Raw genomic sequence first — 16,277 nt, 5'->3', positions numbered from 1 at the left:
ACGTTTTCGCTGCATTTGGGTAAAGCGCCTGCTCCAAGCGGCGTTGCCTTGTATACTAGAGCGGTTTATCTGTTATGCGGAAGGGAGCGCCTATGGCACTCAGCGAGAAAGACGTGCGCGGCATCGCCGAGTACGCAAAGATCGCACTGACCGATGACGAGCTCACCCAGATGACGTCCTACCTGAACGACGCCGTCCAGATGCTCGAGCCCGTCTTGCAATATGACTTGCCCGACGTGGAGCCCACGTTCCATCCCATCGGAAGCCTGTCCAACGTGATGGGCGATGACCTGCGCGAGCCCGAGCGCGACCTGCCGCTTGACGTCGCGCTGGAAAACGCCGGCAGCGCGCGCGACCGCTACTTCCGCGTGCCGTCCATTTTGGGAGAGGGGGAGAGCGAGTAATGGCGCAGAGCTTCGATTCCCTTACTGCCGCCCAGATCGCCGCGGGCGTTGCCGCCGGCGACTTTACCGCTACCGAGGTGGCCCAGGCCTCCCTTGACGCCATCGAGGCGCGCGAGGGCGGGGTCCAGGCATTCCTGCAGGTGGCGCCCGAGCTTGCGCTCGAGGCCGCCGCGCGCGTGGATGCCGACCGTGCCGCCGGAAAGTCGCTGCCCCCGCTCGCGGGCGTGCCGCTGGCCATCAAGGACAACATGAACCTCGTGGGCACGCGCACCACCTGCGCTTCCCGCATGCTCGGGGACTACCAAAGCGTCTACACCGCCACCTGCGTCCAGCGCATGCTCGATGCCGGCTGCCTGCCCATGGGCAAGGCCAACATGGACGAGTTTGCCTTTGGTAGCTCTACCGAGAGCTCGGCCTTCCACCGCACCAACAACCCCTGGGATACCGAGCGCGTGCCCGGCGGCTCTTCGGGTGGCTCTGCTGCCGCCGTCGCCGCGGGCGAGGTCGCGCTCTCGCTGGGATCGGACACCGGCGGCTCCATCCGCCAGCCGGCGGCGCTCTGCGGCGTGGTGGGCTTTAAGCCCACGTATGGCGCCGTGAGCCGTTACGGCGTGGTTGCCTTTGGCTCGTCGCTCGACCAGGTGGGGCCCTTTGGCCGCACGGTCGAGGATGTCGCGCTGGCCATGAACGCGCTTACCGGTGCGGGCCACGATCCGTACGACTGCACCAGCCAGGATTGCGCCGTCGACTTTACCGAGCACCTCAACGACAGCATCGAGGGCAAGCGCGTGGGCATTATCCCCGCGTTTATGGAGGCCGAGGGCCTGACGCCCGAGGTCAAGGCCGCTGTTCAGCGCGCCGCCCAGGAGCTGCAGAACCAGGGCGCCGAGCTGGTCGAGGTCGACCTGCCGCACCTGGACGCCGCCATCGCCGCCTACTACGTCATCGGCCCGGCCGAGGCGTTCTCCAACCTGGCCCGCTTCGATGGCATTCGCTACGGCTATCAGGAGGAGGGCTGCGCCAACCTGTCCGACCAGAGCTCGCTCTCGCGCGCCCACGGCTTTGGCGCCGAGGCCAAGCGCCGTCAGATGCTCGGCGCCTACCTGCTGAGCTCGGGCGTGTACGACAAGTACTACTACGCCGCGCAAAAGGCCCGCACGCTCATCACGCAGGACTACGACGCCGCGTATGCCAAGGTGGACACCATCCTCATGCCCGCCTCGCCCCGCACGGCCTTTAAGTTTGGCGAGATCAGCGACCCCACGCAGATGTACCTCTCCGACCTGTACACCATCTCGCTCAACATCTGCGGCAACGGTGGCATCTCGGTGCCGCTGGGCCTGGGCGAGGATACTCATCTGCCTGTTTCTGCCCAGCTGGTTGGTCCGGCGTTTAAGGACCGTCAGCTGCTCACGTTTGCCCGCGCCCTGGAGCGCGGCTTTGCCGATACCGTCACGGGCACGCCCGCGCTTTCCGTCGCGCCCGATTTTGCCGGGAAGGGAGGCGAGCTGTAATGAAGGAGCTTTCCGAGGTCCTGCAGGATTGGGAGGCCGTGATCGGTCTGGAGATCCATACCGAGCTCACCGCACTCGATACCAAGATGTTCTGCAACTGCAAGCTCAGCCACGATGACGAGCCCAACGCCAACGTGTGCCCGGTGTGCCTGGGCCTGCCCGGCGCCCTGCCGGTGCCCAACAAGCGCGCCATCGAGAGCATCGTCAAGGCGGGTCTGGCCACCAACTGCGAGATTCAGCGCCACTCGATGTTCTACCGCAAGCACTACTTCTATCCCGATATGGCCAAGAACTTCCAGACCACGCAGGGTCCGGTCGCCTTTGCCATGTACGGTCACCTGGATCTGGATGTGACCGGTCGCGGTGCCGCCGAGCGCCCCGACTGCGCGTTTGGCGAGGCCGAGGCCCAGAGCCTGGCGAGCGCCTCGGCCAACGCCGAGGGCCTGTCCACGTCCATGACGTCGACCATGTGCGAGGGCAATCAGCGCGCCGGCCATCTGGCCAGCTATGACGCGTCCAACCTGCAGATGCCCGAGCGCCGCGAGGACGGTTCCTACACGGTGCCCATCCGCATCCTGCGCATCCACATGGAGGAGGACGCCGCCAAGATGGTCCACGTGGGCGGTGCCGAGGGCCGCATTACCGCCGCGGCCGAGTCGCTCGTCGACTACAACCGCTGCGGTACGCCTTTGATTGAGCTCGTGACTGAGCCCGACTTGCGTACGCCTGAGGAAGCGCGCCTATTTATGGAGAAGCTCCGCCGCATCTTTGTGACGCTGGGCATTTCGGACTGCTCCATGGAGAAGGGTTCCATGCGCTGCGACGGCAACGTGAGCCTGCGCCGGCGCGGCGAGACCAAGCTGGGTACCAAGACCGAGCTCAAGAACCTTAACTCGTTTAAGAGCCTGCATGATGGCCTTGCCTACGAGATCTGCCGTCAGGCAGAGGTGCTCGAGGAGGGCGGCATTATCTATCAGGAGACCCGCCACTGGGAGCCCAGCCGCAAGCGCACTGTGGTCATGCGTGTGAAGGAGACGGCAGACGACTATCGTCTGTTCCCCGACCCCGACCTGGCGCCGTTCGACCTGGACGACGAGTTTATCGACCGCTGCCGTGGCGAGATTCCCGAGCTGCCCGATGCCAAGTGCGCCCGCTTTGAGGCCGACTTTGGTATTAAGGCGGCCGATGCCGAGCAGATTGCCGGCGATCCGGAGTTTGCCGACTTCTTTGAGGCCGCCGCTGCCGGTATGGCCGGCAAGGAGGCCCAGACGGTCGCAAACCTGCTGGTCAACGAGATGATCGCCTACCTTAAGGGCGCGGGTGTGTCGCTCGCCGAGTCCGGCATCGCGCCGGCTCAGGTGGCAGCCCTTGCCAAGCTGCTGGCGACCGACGCCATCAGCTCCAACCAGGCGCACGAGGTCTTTGAGGCCATGGCCCAGACCGGCGACGACCCCAACAAGATCGTCGACGAGCGCGGTATGCGTCAGGTGAGCGATGCCGGCGCGTTGCAGCCGATTGTGGACGAGGTGCTGGCAAACTGTGCCGATCAGGCACAGCAGTATCGTGATGGCAACCAGAAGGTCATCGGCTTTTTGGTGGGCCAGTGCATGAAGGCGAGCCGCGGCAAGGGCAACCCGAAGCTCTTCAACGAGTTGCTGAGAACGTCGCTCTCGTAAACGGGAACCCGGGAGCCCCGGCAGGGCGGGTGCTTCCTCAAAATTTCGAACAGTCCTGCGCAAGACGAAGGCCACATTAAGTGGCCTTCTTTGCGTGCGGAACTCATTTTGAGCAAGCACCCGCCCTGCCGGGGCTTCCGGGTTCTGCAACGACTCGGCCGTTCGGGTCAGGTGGGGCCGAATTGAATTTGGTGATGAGGGCGCCGTTGGCGCCCTCATTCTTTATCTTTATATATGTTGGGAGCGCCAGGTGGTGGGGGTGGTGCTGGTGTATTGTCTGAATGCTTGGGCGAAGGCGGCCTGCTGAGGGTAGCCTAGACGCTCTGCCACCTGCGCTATCGTGAGCGCGCTATCGGCCAAAAGGTCCTGTGCTCGCTCCATGCGGCGTCTGCGAATGTAGGCGCCTAGGGACTCGCCAGTTTGGGCCTTAAAGGTGGCGCATAGTTTGGAGCGGCTTGTGTAGAGCCTCTCGGCCACCTCGTTGATACCCACACGTCTGCCTTTGTCGAGCTCGCGCTCAATCATTGCCGTTGCTTCTTCGGCAATGGTTATGCTGGCGCGTGTGTCTGCCGCCTGCTGCGCCTGCTTGTGGGCCGCGCGCGAACAGGCGAGCTCCGCGACCATGGTCTCCACGATGCCTTGCATATAGACGTGTCCGCCTACGGTGCGGGCGCGGTCCTCGTTAATCCGGTGCAGCGTGTGGCAGATGGCAGACGTTGCTTCCTCGTGCCACGACTCGGCAAACGCCTCAAAGACCCCCGCGAACTCAGTGGGATACCGATGCTCCAGCTCGTCAAAATACCCGGGCAAAAAGAGCACCGAGCGCGAGTGATAAAGCTGCCCTGCAAATAGCGGGCTTAGCTCCTCGCCACAGTTATCTTGGATAAAGCTGCAGACGGCATTGTTTGGCCACGGTCCATGCAAGGGTTTAAGGTTCGCAGGCGTTATGCCAGTCTCGGGCATGCATGTAAGTGTGGGCGCGCTGACCTCGCTCACGCAGGCGTACGGCTCGGGTGTGTATTCGGCCAGGTACATATCGTGCGTCGGGGTAATGAAATGTTCCATGACGATGCAGGTGGGGGAGAGGGGCATGATCCATGCGCGGCCGTGCGCCCGGTCGTTTGCCACCTCGCCGGTAAAGACGGCGCCCTTGCCGGTAAGCTCCAGGCCAAACTGCTCAAACTGCGGTGCGTAGAGCTCGGTTATGTCGGTCGCTGCCCGCCGTATTTGCAAAAGCGTCCCTTTCCTTTGCAGAAACGTCCACGCCTGGCTTGATTGTGAGCCATGGCTAACACATCAATGATAAGTTCATTACGGTTAACTCTCAAGCCGTTAGAAAGGAATCTCATGGCAAAGGGATCAAAAAGGGAAGGTGGAGGCATCGGCGAGTTGCTCGCGTATGCTGGTGACCGTAAATTCCTAACGTATTTGGGCATGGCGCTCTCGGCGCTCTCGCAGCTGCTGGGCTTTGGCCCGTACGTGTGCATCTGGTTTGTCGCGCGAGACCTTATCGCTGTGGCGCCTAACTGGAGCGAAGCCACCGATATCGCGATGTATGGCTGGTGGGCCGTTGGTTTTGCCCTGGCAAGCATCGTAGTGTATTTCGTGGGGCTCATGTGCACGCACCTGTCCGCGTTTCGCTGCGCGTCCAATATTCGCAAGACTGCGAGCGAGCACCTGCTTAAGCTGCCGCTTGGCTACTTTGACACGCATGCCACCGGTGAGCTGCGCCGTATCGTAGACGGATGCGCCGCCTCCACCGAGACCCTGCTCGCGCACATGCTACCCGATATCGCCGGCGCCACCGCCATGGTCGTGGGCTTGCTCGTGCTGCTTTTCGCCCTCGATTGGCGCTTGGGCGCGGCATGCCTTATCTCGGTCGCCGTTTCGCTTGGCGCCATGGCCACCATGATGGGCGGCAAGGGCGGCGAGTTTATGAAGGCCTACATGGGCGCGCTGGTCAAGATGAACAAGACCGGTACCGAATACGTACGCGGTATCCCCGTGGTCAAGGTGTTTCAGCAGACGGTCTACTCCTTTAAGGCCTTCCACGATGCGATCGCCGAATACGCCGACATGGCACAAAACTATTCGGGCACGTTCTGCCGAGGCCCGCAGGTGCTCAACCTTACCGCGCTCAATGGTCTTGTGGCATTCCTGCTGCCCGTGGCGCTGCTGTTGGCACCGGGCGAGACGGACTTCGCGCATTTTATGGCAAACTTCACGTTTTACGCGATATTTTCGGCCGTGGTGCCGACGGCCATGACCAAGCTCATGTTTGTGGGCGAGGCCTCTCAGATGAGTGCCGATTCGCTGGCTCGCATCCGAAGCGTTATGGATTCCAAACAGCTCTCCGTGCCCACCCAACCCAAGCACCCTGCCGGCAACGACGTGCGATTTGAGGATGTGAGCTTTACCTACGAAGGCGCCGAGGCGCCTGCCGTCAACCATGTGAGTTATAGCGTTTCCGCTGGTAGTACCCTCGCCCTGGTGGGTCCTTCGGGCGGCGGTAAGTCAACCTGCGCAAGCCTGATCCCGCGTTTTTGGGATGTTTCCTCGGGTCGAGTGCTCGTAGGCGGTGTGGACGTTCGCGATATGGATCCACACGAGCTTATGGACCAGGTCGCCTTCGTGTTCCAGACCAACCAACTGTTCCGACAAACACTTGCCGATAACGTGCGCGCCTCCAAGCCTACGGCCACTGATGACGAAGTACGTGCGGCCCTCTCCGCAGCTCAGTGCGACGACATTGTGGCCAAGCTCCCACAGGGCATCAACACCATGCTCGGCGCCGGCGGAGCATATCTTTCGGGCGGCGAGGTCCAGCGCGTGGCACTCGCCCGCGCGATCCTTAAAGACGCGCCTATCGTGGTGCTCGATGAGGCCACGGCGTTTGCCGACCCCGAGAACGAGGCGCTCATCCAGCGCGCCTTTAGCAAGCTGGCGGCGGGTCGCACGGTCATTATGATTGCGCATCGGCTCTCGACCGTAGTAGGCGCAGACCAAATCGTGGTGCTTAACCAGGGCAGCGTGCAGGAGTCGGGTACTCATGCCGAGCTGCTGTCCCAAAATGGCCTGTATGCCAAGATGTGGGCCGAGTACGAGCAGGCCGCGAGTTGGAAGATTACTGCTACGACCGCGGATGCCGCCGTCGCGAAGGGAGGCGAGGCCTAAATGTTCGCCTCATTCCAAAAGAAGTATTTCCTATCCGATAAAGGCATCGCCGGCGTAAAACGCGGTGTCTTCTGGACCGCGCTCACCAATCTTATTACCATGGCCGGCATGGGCTTTTTATTCCTGGTTATGGCCGGCTTTGTCGAGCATTTCGCCAGCGGGGCTGACCTGCCGGATGCCCTGCCGATCGTGGGCGGCCTCCTGGTCTTTTTCGTGTTGCTCTTTGCCTCTAACTGGCAACAGTATTACTACACCTATTGCATCTTTTACGAGGAGTGCGGCAAGCAGCGTATGGAGATCGCCGAGCGCTTGCGCAAACTGCCGCTGTCGTTTTTTGGTCGTCGTGATCTGGCCGATTTAACCGAGACCATCATGGGTGACGTTCAGACTATGGAGCACGCCTACAGCCATGTGCTGGGAGAACTCTGGGGCGCCATCATCGCAAGCGCCATTGTGTTCGTGGCGTCGCTGTTCTTTTGCTGGCAGCTGGCGGTCGCGGCGTTTTGGAGCATTCCCGTGGCCTTTGCCGTGCTGTATCTGACACGTGGCCCCATGACCCCGGTGTTCGACCGCGTGCGCGCCGAGAAGGTCAAGGTCACCGAGGCGATCCAGGAGACGCTCGACTGCGTGCGCGAAATCCGCGCCACCAACCAGGAGGCCCATTATCTTGAGGGGCTCAACGCCGTGATCGATGCCGAGGAGCGCGAGACCACCAAGGGCGAGCTCGTCAACGGGCTTCTGGTCAACTCCGCCTTCTCCATTCTGCGTCTGGGCATTGCCACCACGCTGGTCACGGGCGCCACGATGGTCGCCTCCGGGCAGGTCGACTTTTTGGTGATGTTTGCCTTCCTGCTTATGGTGAGCCGTATCTACGCGCCGTTTGACCAGGCGCTAATGTTAGTGTCCGAGCTGTTTGTCGCCGAGTCGTCTGCCAAGCGCATGCGTTCCATCATGGAAGAGCCTGTGGCGCGGGGCAGCGAGAAATTTGAGCCCGTGGGCCACGATGTGGTGTTCGATCACGTAGCATTTGGCTATGGTGCGGGCGAGGACGGCCGCGCCGGCGAGAAAGTTCTTATCGATGTGAGTTTTACCGCCAAGGAAGGCGAAGTTACGGCGCTGGTCGGTCCTTCGGGTTCCGGTAAGTCTACGGTGAGCCGCCTGGCTGCGCGCTTTTGGGATGCCACCGAAGGCACGGTCACCGTGGGTGGCGTGGATGTTGCGAGCGTGGACCCCGAGGTGCTGCTGCGCGACTACGCCATTGTGTTCCAAGACGTGCTGCTCTTTGACGACACGGTGATGGGAAACATCCGTCTTGGTCGTCGCGATGCCACCGATGAGGAAGTGCTTGCTGCCGCGCGTGCCGCCAACTGCGACGAGTTTGTGAGCCGCATGCCGCAGGGCTATGACACCATGATTGGCGAGAACGGCTCAAAGCTGTCCGGCGGAGAGCGCCAGCGCATTTCCATCGCTCGCGCGCTGCTCAAAGACGCGCCTATCGTGCTGTTGGACGAGGCGACGGCGAGTTTGGATGTGGAGAACGAGACCGTGGTACAGCAGGCACTCTCCCGTCTGCTTACAGGTAAGACAGTTATCGTTATTGCCCACCGTATGCGTACGGTAGAAAATGCCGACAAAATCGTTGTACTCAAGGACGGTGTGGTTGCCGAGCAGGGCACTCCGGCGCAGCTCAAGGCGGCAGGTGGAGAATTCGCCCGCATGGTTGCGCTGCAAAAGGAAGCAGCTACCTGGCAGTTGTAAGAAGGGGCAAAGGGACAGTCCCTTTGTCACATTGACAATCGGTTACTCCGCATCGTTAATTTTCAAAAGGTTAGCCATGGCTGACCTAGATAGTTAGATAAAATTGAGATATTTCAAAAGCGTGCTCGAGCAAACTTGTTTACTCGGGTGCTGAGGCACCGTGCCGCGTCCAATGCGGCAAAAGGGAGAGACATCATGAAGAAGTCCACGTTCAACACCCTGCTTGTCGGTGGCGGTTTTCTGCTCGGCACGGCCGGCATCAAGCTGCTCACCAGCGCTCCGGTAAAGAATGCCTGCGTGCAGGGTATCGCGTGCGGCATGCGCATCAAGAACGGCTACCAGGACATGGTCGAGCAGGCCAAGGCCAATGTCGATGACATGGTTGCCGAGGCTGCCTACATCACCCAGAGCGAGGCCGCTGCTGACGAGGCAGCCGAGTAACGCTCCCAGGCACAAACTATGAGATTCTCGATTATTAGCGAGATCCCCGGCAGGACCCGTCTTCAATTGGCGGGTCCTGTGCCAGAGAGCGATCTCGATGCACTTCTTAAGCTTGGCGGCGAAATCGACGGCGTGCGCAAAGTGCGCGTGTATGGCCGCATTGGCCAGATGGCGCTGGAGTACGACGAGCAGTGTCGTGCGAGCGTGCTCGACGCCTTGGGCGCACTCGATGCTCAAGCCGTCGCCGATGCCAAGTCGGGCTACGTGATGCAACTCGAGCCGCGCAAGCACAAACTCGTTATGGACCTGGCGACACTCGTCGGTGCCCATTACGCACGTCGCTGGTTTTTGCCCACGCCCCTGCGTGCGGTGTTTGTCGTGGCCGGTTACATGGCATTTTTGCGCGCTGCCCTTCATGAGCTGGCGCAGCCGCGTCTGACCGTTCCTGTGCTCGACGCTTCGGCCATCGGCATTTCGTTCGTCAAACGCGACGTCGACACCGCGGGCCAGACAATGTTCCTGCTCAACGTGGGCGAGCTGCTCGAGGACTACACGCGCGCCATGAGCGAAAACGAGCTCATCAACTCGCTGCTCGACGTGCCCGATAAGGCACAAAAAGTGGTCGGTGACACCGAGGTGAGCGTTCCCGCCACCGAGCTTGAGCCTGGCGATCTGGTCGCCGTGCGCACTGGCATGTCCATTTGCATCGACGGTGTTGTCGAGCAGGGGAGCGCTATGGTCAACCAAGCGACCCTGACCGGCGAGCCACTGGCCGTCGAGCGCAGCGTGGGCGACGACGTGTTCGCCGGGACCGTCGTGGAAGACGGCAGCATCTTGGTGCGCGTGCGCACCAACACGGCTCAGACCAAGCTCCGCTCGATCGTCTCGCTCGTGCAGACGGCCGATTCACTCAAATCCGAGGGCCAGTCGCACATGGAAGACCTCGCCAACAAGATCGTCCCGTGGAACTTCTTGCTCGCGGGTCTTGTCGCTCTCACCACGCGTAGCCTCATCAAGACCTCGGCGGCGCTGATGGTCGACTACTCGTGCGCACTCAAGCTCACGGGTTCCGTTGCCGTCATGACCGCTATGAGCGATGCCGCCAAGATGGGCGTCATGGTCAAGGGTGCGAAGTACTTTGAGTCGTTTGCCAAGGCCGACACCATAGTGTTTGATAAGACCGGCACGCTCACCGAGGCACAGCCGCGTCTTGCCTGCGTGCTCACCACCGATGGTTGGTGCGAGGACGAGGTACTGCGTCTTGCCGCTTGCTTGGAGGAGCATTTCCCGCATCCGGTGGCAAGCGCCGTGGTCAATGCGGCACGCGAGCGTGAGCTCGAGCATCGCGAGCGCCACGCCGCCGTCGAGTGCATCGTGGCGCACGGTATCGCTTCGTCCATCGAAGGGCGTCGCGCCATCATCGGCTCCGCTCACTTTGTGTTCGATGACGAGCATGCCCAGCTAGAGGCAGAGACGCAAGAGCAAATTGAGTCCCAGATGCAGGGTCTGTCGCCGCTGTATCTGGCGGTCGACGGCAAAGTCGTCGGCGTGCTCGGTATCGAGGATCCGCTTAAGCCCGGAGTGCGCGAGGCCATCGCCGATTTGCATGCGCTGGGCGTCAAGCATGTCGTTATGCTCACGGGCGACTCCGAGCGCACGGCCGAGCGCATTGCGCGAGAGGCAGGGGTCGACGAGTTTAAGGCCGAGCTGCTGCCCGAGGACAAGTACGCCTACGTGGAGCAAATCAAGCGCGAGGGCCGTCACGTCGCCATGGTGGGCGACGGCGTCAATGATTCGCCGGCGCTCGGTTTAGCCGACGTGGGCCTGGCGATGGGTGGCGGAAGCGATATCGCTAAGGAAGTTGCTGACATCATCCTGACCGATACGGACCTTGCCGCGATCGTGCGCCTGCGCCGTATGAGCCAGGGTCTCATCGACCGTCTGACGAGCTCCTACTCTAAGGTGATGCTCACCAACTCGGCTCTGCTGGCGCTAGGCATTACCGGCGCGATTACCCCACAGGCGTCGTCGCTGCTGCACAACGGCTCGACGATCGCCTACAGCCTGAGCAACGCGAAGGCTTACCTGCGTTAGGGTTTTCGATTGAGCTTATGGCCTGCATTCGGGCGGTACCGCAGCCGCCAGGGTGCAGGCCTTTTTAGGCAAGTGCAGCTTTGATGGCGGGGATTTCGGTGAGTTGCTCGGCTGCCTTTTCGTCGGAGCTGTCGAGTGCTGCCAGACTGCGGTAGACCCACTCGTTGACCTGGGTGTTCTTGACGCCTGCGGTCTGCATAAGGGTGCCTACTTCGCGGATTGCTGCGAGCAGATCGGCTTTGGGGCCCGCGAGCTCGATCTCGATGTCGTGGTAGGCGGCCACGCCGCGGTTCTCGCTCACGTGGTCGATAAAGCCCTCGACGGTCTCGAGCTGCTGGGCGAGAGCTACATCATCGTCAGCGTCCAGCGCGACGAGTGCGTTCGATACCGTGAGGGCGGGATGCCCGCAGGGGACAAAGCCTTCGATGACATCCATAGCTTCGGTAATGGTTGAGCCCAGGCCTGCGAGGGCATTGACAAGTTGCTGCTTGGTATCCATAACGGTCCTTTCGACGGGTCAATTTTGCTTGGCGAAAATATACGTGACGCGTTCGGTGGCAAAAGTGCGAAGTATGGTGCACATTAGGGTCTTCACAGCTCGTGCATAGAGCAGCTGTCTGCCTTTAGAACGTGGTAAGATAGCTATCCACGAGCGGGGTTCATCCCGCGTGTTCCTTGAAAAGTCGACGGTTATCGGGTGTTTGCAGGCCCGATACCATCCAGACTTTCCCAACATTCGGGGGCGACTGGTTTCGACACGATAGCTCTGAGAGAGGAAGCAAGCCGAGGTCTCCTCGCCTCGTTAAACGGGGGTACCGTCAAATTGAATTGACAACAACTCTTCTTTTGAGCCTATGGCTCTCGCTGCTTAGTTTATAGCGGCGCGTCAACCCGGTGATTTCCCCGACACCGGCGCGACGTCATTTTAGGGGAATGCTCCCGCGCACGTAATCGGTATGGCGCGGGCTAAGACCGAACCGGTTGGGATGCTGCGAGCGTGTCGCTGTGCGCAAGGCGTCCGAGACTAAACCAGCGACTGAGCTTGGAGATGCCAATCAGGGGGCTTTCGTGGACCGGAGTTCGATTCTCCGCGCCTCCACCACTAGTTACAGGCAGGTAGAGAAGTGTCTCTACCTGCTTTTTCATTAATTACAGATACCGCGGAGAATCGAACTCTATGCAGGGCGCGAGCGTCAAGCAAACGCGAAGCGTTTGTAGCGAGCGGGCGAGGACGCCGGCAGGCGGCCGAAGCCGGTGCGTATTTGCGAAGCAAATACGCGGATTCTCCGCGCAACGCCCCGGCCCAATATCTATGCGATGTCGATTAAGCTCCGGCTGCCCATGCCCCGCTCCAACGCAAGCCCCAAACCGCGGAGAATCGAACTCTATGCAGGGCGCGAGCGTCAAGCAAACGCGAAGCGTTTGTAGCGAGCGGGCGAGGGCGCCGGCAGGCGGCCGAAGCCGGTGCGGATTTGCGAAGCAAATACGCGGATTCTCCGCGCAAACTTTCGACTCAAAACGGATGCGATGTTTGTCGAATGTCAGCTGGTCAAGCCCAGCATCAACGGATCCCCCGTACCGCGGAGAATCGAACTCTGCGCAGGGCGCGGGCGTAAAGAAAACGCCGCAGCAACGCAGGGTGGGATGCGCTTTCCCGGCGGCAACTCATACTCTGGGGTTGACTTGACCGCCCCGCCCTCCGCAACTCCAAAACCAATGCGCTCTCTATCCCAAAACTGGGTAGAAGAAGGCCAAAACGAAACAGCAGGAGGTCAACATGACTGCAGAGGATAAGGCAAAGAACGCCGGCAAGGTCGCGCTCGTCCTGGAGGGCGGTAGTTTTCGCGGACAGTTCACCGCGGGCGTGCTCGACGTTCTCATGGAGGCCGGCGTCGAGATTCCGGCGGTATATGGCGTATCGGCCGGCGCCCTCAACGGCGTGAACTACAAGTCGCATCAGATCGGCCGTGCCAACCGCATCAACCTGGCTTTCTGCAACGACAACCGCTTCATGGGCGCCGCATCGTTTGCGTCCACGGGCTCTATTGTGGGTTACGACTTCATCTTCAACGATGTCCAGGACCGCCTGGATCCCTTTGACAACGAGACGTTCGACGCGAGCCCCATCGAGATGTACGCCGTCGCGACGGACATGCTCTTTGGAACCGCCACGTATCTCCCGGTCAAAAGCGCCGTACTTGACCTCGATGCCGTGCGCGCCTCTACGTCGCTGCCGCTGGTGACGCCGCCGGTCGAGATTGACGGGCACAAATACGTCGACGGCGGCGTGGCCGATTCGGTCCCCATCGAGCACGTGCTGGAGGAAGCGGGCTTCGACCGCGCGGTTGTCATTGTCACGCAGGACCGTTCGTATGAGAAAAAGCCCTACGAGTTTATGCCTGCCGCGCGCGCCCGCTATGCCGACTACCCCTATCTGCTCGAGGCTATCGAGACGCGCCACGACCGTTACAACATCCAGCGCATGCACCTGTGGAAGTATGAGCGCGAGGGCCGCGCGTTGGTCGTCGCTCCGCAAAAGCCGGTCGAGGTCGGCCATGTCGAGCACGATTCGGCAAAGCTTTTGGACCTGTATATCCAGGGCCGTCAGGAGGCAAAGCGCCTGCTCGCGGAAATCCAAGAGTTCGTTGAACGCTAGCGACGGCGAACCCTCAAAAAATGACAACAGCTAAAGAGCTGGAAAGATCACGGCTCGTGGATGACATGTGCAGAAACTCTGGTCGGAGTCAAAATACCTGTTGACTCGTACGACGAGCGGGGTAATATGGACGGGTTACTTGCAGAGCCCCGTGAATCTCTGTAACAACACGTACTGTACATGGAGGAGTCTAAGTGATTTCGAAATCGACTCACTACGCCAAGCAGGGCGAGATCCAGCGCAACTGGGTTCTCGTCGACGCCGATGGTGCTGTCCTGGGCCGTCTTGCCACCCAGATCGCAATGATCCTGCGCGGTAAGAACAAGCCCCAGTTCACGCCCAACAGCGACTGCGGCGACTTCGTTGTCGTCATCAACGCCGATAAGGTCCAGCTTACCGGTAACAAGGCCGACACGAAGACCTATTATCGCCACAGCGGCTACAACGGCGGCCTCAAGGCTGAGAGCTTCCGCCAGGCTATGGAGAAGCACCCGGAGAAGGTCATCGAGCGCGCCGTTCGCGGTATGCTGCCCAAGACCACCCTCGGCCGTGCCCAGATGACCAAGCTTAAGGTCTACGCTGGTGCCGAGCATCCGCACGCTGCCCAGAACCCCACGAAGATTGAGCTGGAGGCTTAAAGATGGCTGAGAACACCGTTGTCTACCAGGGTACCGGCCGTCGTAAGAACGCCGTCGCCCGCGTCCGTCTCGTCCCCGGCACCGGCAAGGTGACCATCAACAAGCGTGACGCCGAGCAGTATTTCGGCCGTCATCAGCTCGTTGAGAACGCCCTTGCTCCCTTCAAGGTGACCGACACCGCCGGTCAGTTCGACGTTATCGCTCTGTGCGATGGCGGCGGCATCTCCGGTCAGTCCGGCGCTCTGCGCCTGGGCATCGCTCGCGCTCTTCTGAACGCTGGCGACTACCGTGCTGACCTCAAGAAGGCCGGTTTCCTTACGCGCGATGCTCGCGTGGTCGAGCGCAAGAAGTACGGCCTCAAGAAGGCCCGCCGCGCTCCCCAGTTCTCCAAGCGCTAAGGTTTTATCTCCTTTCGAGATACAATGTACAAGCGGGGCCTGCCGATTTCCTCGGCGGGTCCCGCTTTTCTTTTTCGACTAGGGTGGGCGGTTGCATATCGCCTGCTAGGGAAGGAGCGATCCTATGCCCCAGAACATCTTCGGTACCGACGGCGTCCGTGGCGTCGCCAATGCCGACCTCTCGTGTGACCTCGCGTTTCGCCTGGGCCGCGCGGCGACCAAGTTCCTTGGTCCGGACATCTGCATCGGCCGTGACACGCGCCTTTCGGGCACCATGCTCGAGAGCGCTCTGACCGCCGGCATTATGGCCGAGGGCGGCCGTCCGCACTGCTGCGGCGTCATCCCCACGCCTGCCGTGGCACTGCTCACCGTTCAGAACGAGCTCGACGGCGGCATCGTCATCTCCGCTTCGCACAATCCGCCGGAGTTCAACGGCATCAAGTTCTTTAGCCGCAAGGGCATGAAGCTCCCCGATGCTGTCGAGGAAGAGATCAGCGCCTGGGTCATGTCCGAGGAAGCCATGGCTGCCGATACGCTGCCGACCGGCGCCGGCGTGGGCCACATTATCAAGATGAAGGACGCCCGCAAGGCATATGTCGACCACGCCATCGATACGCTTGATGGCCTGAGGCTCGACGGCCTGGTCGTTGCCGTCGACTGCGGCCATGGCGCTTCTTGCCAGACTACGCCCGCCGCGCTGCAGCGCCTGGGCGCCACGGTGCACGCTATCAACACCGATTACTGCGGCACCGACATTAACGTTGAATGCGGCTCTACGCACCTCGAGCCCCTGCGCGAGCTCGTGCTGCGCACCCATGCTGACATCGGCCTGGCCCACGACGGCGACGCCGACCGCGTACTGTTCGTGGACAGCGAGGGCAATGAGATCGACGGTGACTACATCCTGGCTATCTGCGGTTCTGACCTTGCCGCTCGCGGCAAGCTAGCCAACTCCGAGATCGTCTCGACCGTCATGTGCAACCTGGGCTTCTCCATCGCTATGAAGGAGCAGGGCTTCGAAATGGTTCAGACCGCTGTGGGCGACCGTTATGTTCTTGAGCGCATGCTCGCGGACGGCGCCGTCATCGGCGGCGAACAGTCCGGGCACATCATCTTCCTGGAGCACAACACCACCGGTGACGGCCTGGTGACGGCCCTGCAGCTGCTGGCCGTGCTCAAGCGCACCGGTCGTACCCTCACCGATCTTGCCGGCATCATGAAGAAGTACCCGCAGGTACTCGTCAACGTGCATTCCGACAACAAGGCCGGTCTGGACGATTGCCAGCCCATTTGGGACGCCGTCGCTGCTGCCGAGAAGGAGCTTGACGGCCGCGGCCGCATTCTGGTGCGTCCGAGCGGTACCGAGCCACTGGTCCGCGTGATGGCCGAGGCCGAGACGCACGAGCTGACCCAGCGCGTTGTCGACGACATCGTCGAGGTTGTCAAGCGCGAACTTCCCTAATGGTCAAAAACCGTTGCCGAGTGGTAAACTGTTAAGGTTATTTTGATTGATTGGTATGTCCG

At 61.2% G+C, this 16,277-nt stretch carries 13 protein-coding genes and 1 other RNA gene; 12 read left to right on the top strand and 2 right to left on the bottom strand.

The features are described from left to right. Positions 1-92 precede the first annotated feature (92 nt). The 3 genes from gatC to gatB are packed head-to-tail and all read left to right on the top strand — an operon-like array spanning position 93 to position 3,594. The gene (gene gatC, locus KTF55_RS01105; protein WP_055287082.1) at positions 93-404 is read left to right on the top strand and encodes an Asp-tRNA(Asn)/Glu-tRNA(Gln) amidotransferase subunit GatC; all 312 of its coding nucleotides are present in this window, start codon (positions 93-95) and stop codon (positions 402-404) included. Beyond that, positions 404-1,918, top strand: a complete 1,515-nt coding sequence (gatA, locus tag KTF55_RS01100; RefSeq protein WP_217107575.1) for an Asp-tRNA(Asn)/Glu-tRNA(Gln) amidotransferase subunit GatA — start codon at positions 404-406, stop codon at positions 1,916-1,918. The genes gatC and gatA overlap by 1 nt, the downstream gene beginning before the upstream one ends. Continuing rightward, positions 1,918-3,594, top strand: a complete 1,677-nt coding sequence (gatB, locus tag KTF55_RS01095; protein ID WP_217107576.1) for an Asp-tRNA(Asn)/Glu-tRNA(Gln) amidotransferase subunit GatB — start codon at positions 1,918-1,920, stop codon at positions 3,592-3,594. Before gatA ends, gatB begins: the two co-directional genes overlap by 1 nt. Positions 3,595-3,822: 228 nt before the next feature. On the opposite strand, the gene KTF55_RS01090 is transcribed toward gatB, so the two are convergent. Further along, complete coding sequence (locus KTF55_RS01090) at positions 3,823-4,827, bottom strand: helix-turn-helix transcriptional regulator (protein ID WP_217107577.1); 1,005 nt, start codon at positions 4,825-4,827, stop codon at positions 3,823-3,825. Between the two features lie 114 nt (positions 4,828-4,941). Between KTF55_RS01090 and KTF55_RS01085 the strand changes: the two genes are divergently transcribed. The 4 genes from KTF55_RS01085 to KTF55_RS01070 all read left to right on the top strand — a co-directional run bounded on the left by KTF55_RS01085 (position 4,942) and on the right by KTF55_RS01070 (position 11,061). Next, positions 4,942-6,768, top strand: a complete 1,827-nt coding sequence (locus tag KTF55_RS01085) for an ABC transporter ATP-binding protein (protein ID WP_217107578.1) — start codon at positions 4,942-4,944, stop codon at positions 6,766-6,768. Next, positions 6,769-8,526 carry an ABC transporter ATP-binding protein gene (locus KTF55_RS01080; RefSeq protein ID WP_217107579.1) on the top strand — a complete coding sequence of 586 codons (1,758 nt, stop codon included), beginning with the start codon at positions 6,769-6,771 and terminating at the stop codon, positions 8,524-8,526. Positions 8,527-8,721: 195 nt separating this feature from the next. After that, a complete protein-coding gene (locus tag KTF55_RS01075) occupies positions 8,722-8,967 on the top strand; it encodes a DUF6110 family protein (RefSeq protein WP_055250999.1) in 246 nt (81 codons plus the stop codon). A gap of 78 nt (positions 8,968-9,045) precedes the next feature. Next, positions 9,046-11,061 carry a heavy metal translocating P-type ATPase gene (locus KTF55_RS01070; RefSeq protein ID WP_226790430.1) on the top strand — a complete coding sequence of 672 codons (2,016 nt, stop codon included), beginning with the start codon at positions 9,046-9,048 and terminating at the stop codon, positions 11,059-11,061. Positions 11,062-11,125: 64 nt separating this feature from the next. Here the strand turns inward: KTF55_RS01070 and KTF55_RS01065 are convergent, their stop codons facing one another. Further along, positions 11,126-11,560, bottom strand: a complete 435-nt coding sequence (locus tag KTF55_RS01065; RefSeq protein WP_217107581.1) for a hypothetical protein — start codon at positions 11,558-11,560, stop codon at positions 11,126-11,128. A gap of 239 nt (positions 11,561-11,799) precedes the next feature. Between KTF55_RS01065 and ssrA the strand changes: the two genes are divergently transcribed. From ssrA to glmM, 5 genes are all read left to right on the top strand, one after another. Next, positions 11,800-12,163: a transfer-messenger RNA gene (ssrA, locus tag KTF55_RS01060) on the top strand. Positions 12,164-12,838: 675 nt separating this feature from the next. Then, positions 12,839-13,717 (top strand): patatin family protein, encoded by an 879-nt coding sequence (locus KTF55_RS01055; protein WP_217107582.1) that lies wholly within the window; start codon positions 12,839-12,841, stop codon positions 13,715-13,717. Positions 13,718-13,911: 194 nt separating this feature from the next. Further along, complete coding sequence (gene rplM / locus KTF55_RS01050; RefSeq protein WP_217107583.1) at positions 13,912-14,355, top strand: 50S ribosomal protein L13; 444 nt, start codon at positions 13,912-13,914, stop codon at positions 14,353-14,355. A 2-nt stretch (positions 14,356-14,357) separates the two neighbouring features. After that, positions 14,358-14,753 (top strand): 30S ribosomal protein S9, encoded by a 396-nt coding sequence (rpsI, locus tag KTF55_RS01045; RefSeq protein ID WP_022094634.1) that lies wholly within the window; start codon positions 14,358-14,360, stop codon positions 14,751-14,753. 124 nt (positions 14,754-14,877) lie between these two features. Further along, entirely contained in the window at positions 14,878-16,215 is a 1,338-nt protein-coding gene (glmM, locus tag KTF55_RS01040; protein WP_006234694.1) for a phosphoglucosamine mutase, read from the top strand. The last annotated feature ends 62 nt before the right edge of the window (positions 16,216-16,277 follow it).

Origin of the sequence: Collinsella sp. MSK.8.10 (genome assembly GCF_019041915.1) — a bacterium.
Taxonomy (GTDB): Bacteria; Actinomycetota; Coriobacteriia; order Coriobacteriales; family Coriobacteriaceae; genus Collinsella.
This window is presented reverse-complemented; position numbering and strand designations above follow the sequence as displayed.

Bases quoted from the DNA above. Each gene is read 5' to 3' on its own strand.
- gatC (WP_055287082.1), top strand. From the start codon at position 93: ATGGCACTCAGCGAGAAAGACGTGCGCGGCATCGCCGAGTACGCAAAG.
- gatA (WP_217107575.1), top strand. From the start codon at position 404: ATGGCGCAGAGCTTCGATTCCCTTACTGCCGCCCAGATCGCCGCGGGC.
- gatB (WP_217107576.1), top strand. From the start codon at position 1,918: ATGAAGGAGCTTTCCGAGGTCCTGCAGGATTGGGAGGCCGTGATCGGT.
- KTF55_RS01085 (WP_217107578.1), top strand. From the start codon at position 4,942: ATGGCAAAGGGATCAAAAAGGGAAGGTGGAGGCATCGGCGAGTTGCTC.
- KTF55_RS01080 (WP_217107579.1), top strand. From the start codon at position 6,769: ATGTTCGCCTCATTCCAAAAGAAGTATTTCCTATCCGATAAAGGCATC.
- KTF55_RS01075 (WP_055250999.1), top strand. From the start codon at position 8,722: ATGAAGAAGTCCACGTTCAACACCCTGCTTGTCGGTGGCGGTTTTCTG.
- KTF55_RS01065 (WP_217107581.1), bottom strand. From the start codon at position 11,560: ATGGATACCAAGCAGCAACTTGTCAATGCCCTCGCAGGCCTGGGCTCA.
- KTF55_RS01055 (WP_217107582.1), top strand. From the start codon at position 12,839: ATGACTGCAGAGGATAAGGCAAAGAACGCCGGCAAGGTCGCGCTCGTC.
- rpsI (WP_022094634.1), top strand. From the start codon at position 14,358: ATGGCTGAGAACACCGTTGTCTACCAGGGTACCGGCCGTCGTAAGAAC.
- glmM (WP_006234694.1), top strand. From the start codon at position 14,878: ATGCCCCAGAACATCTTCGGTACCGACGGCGTCCGTGGCGTCGCCAAT.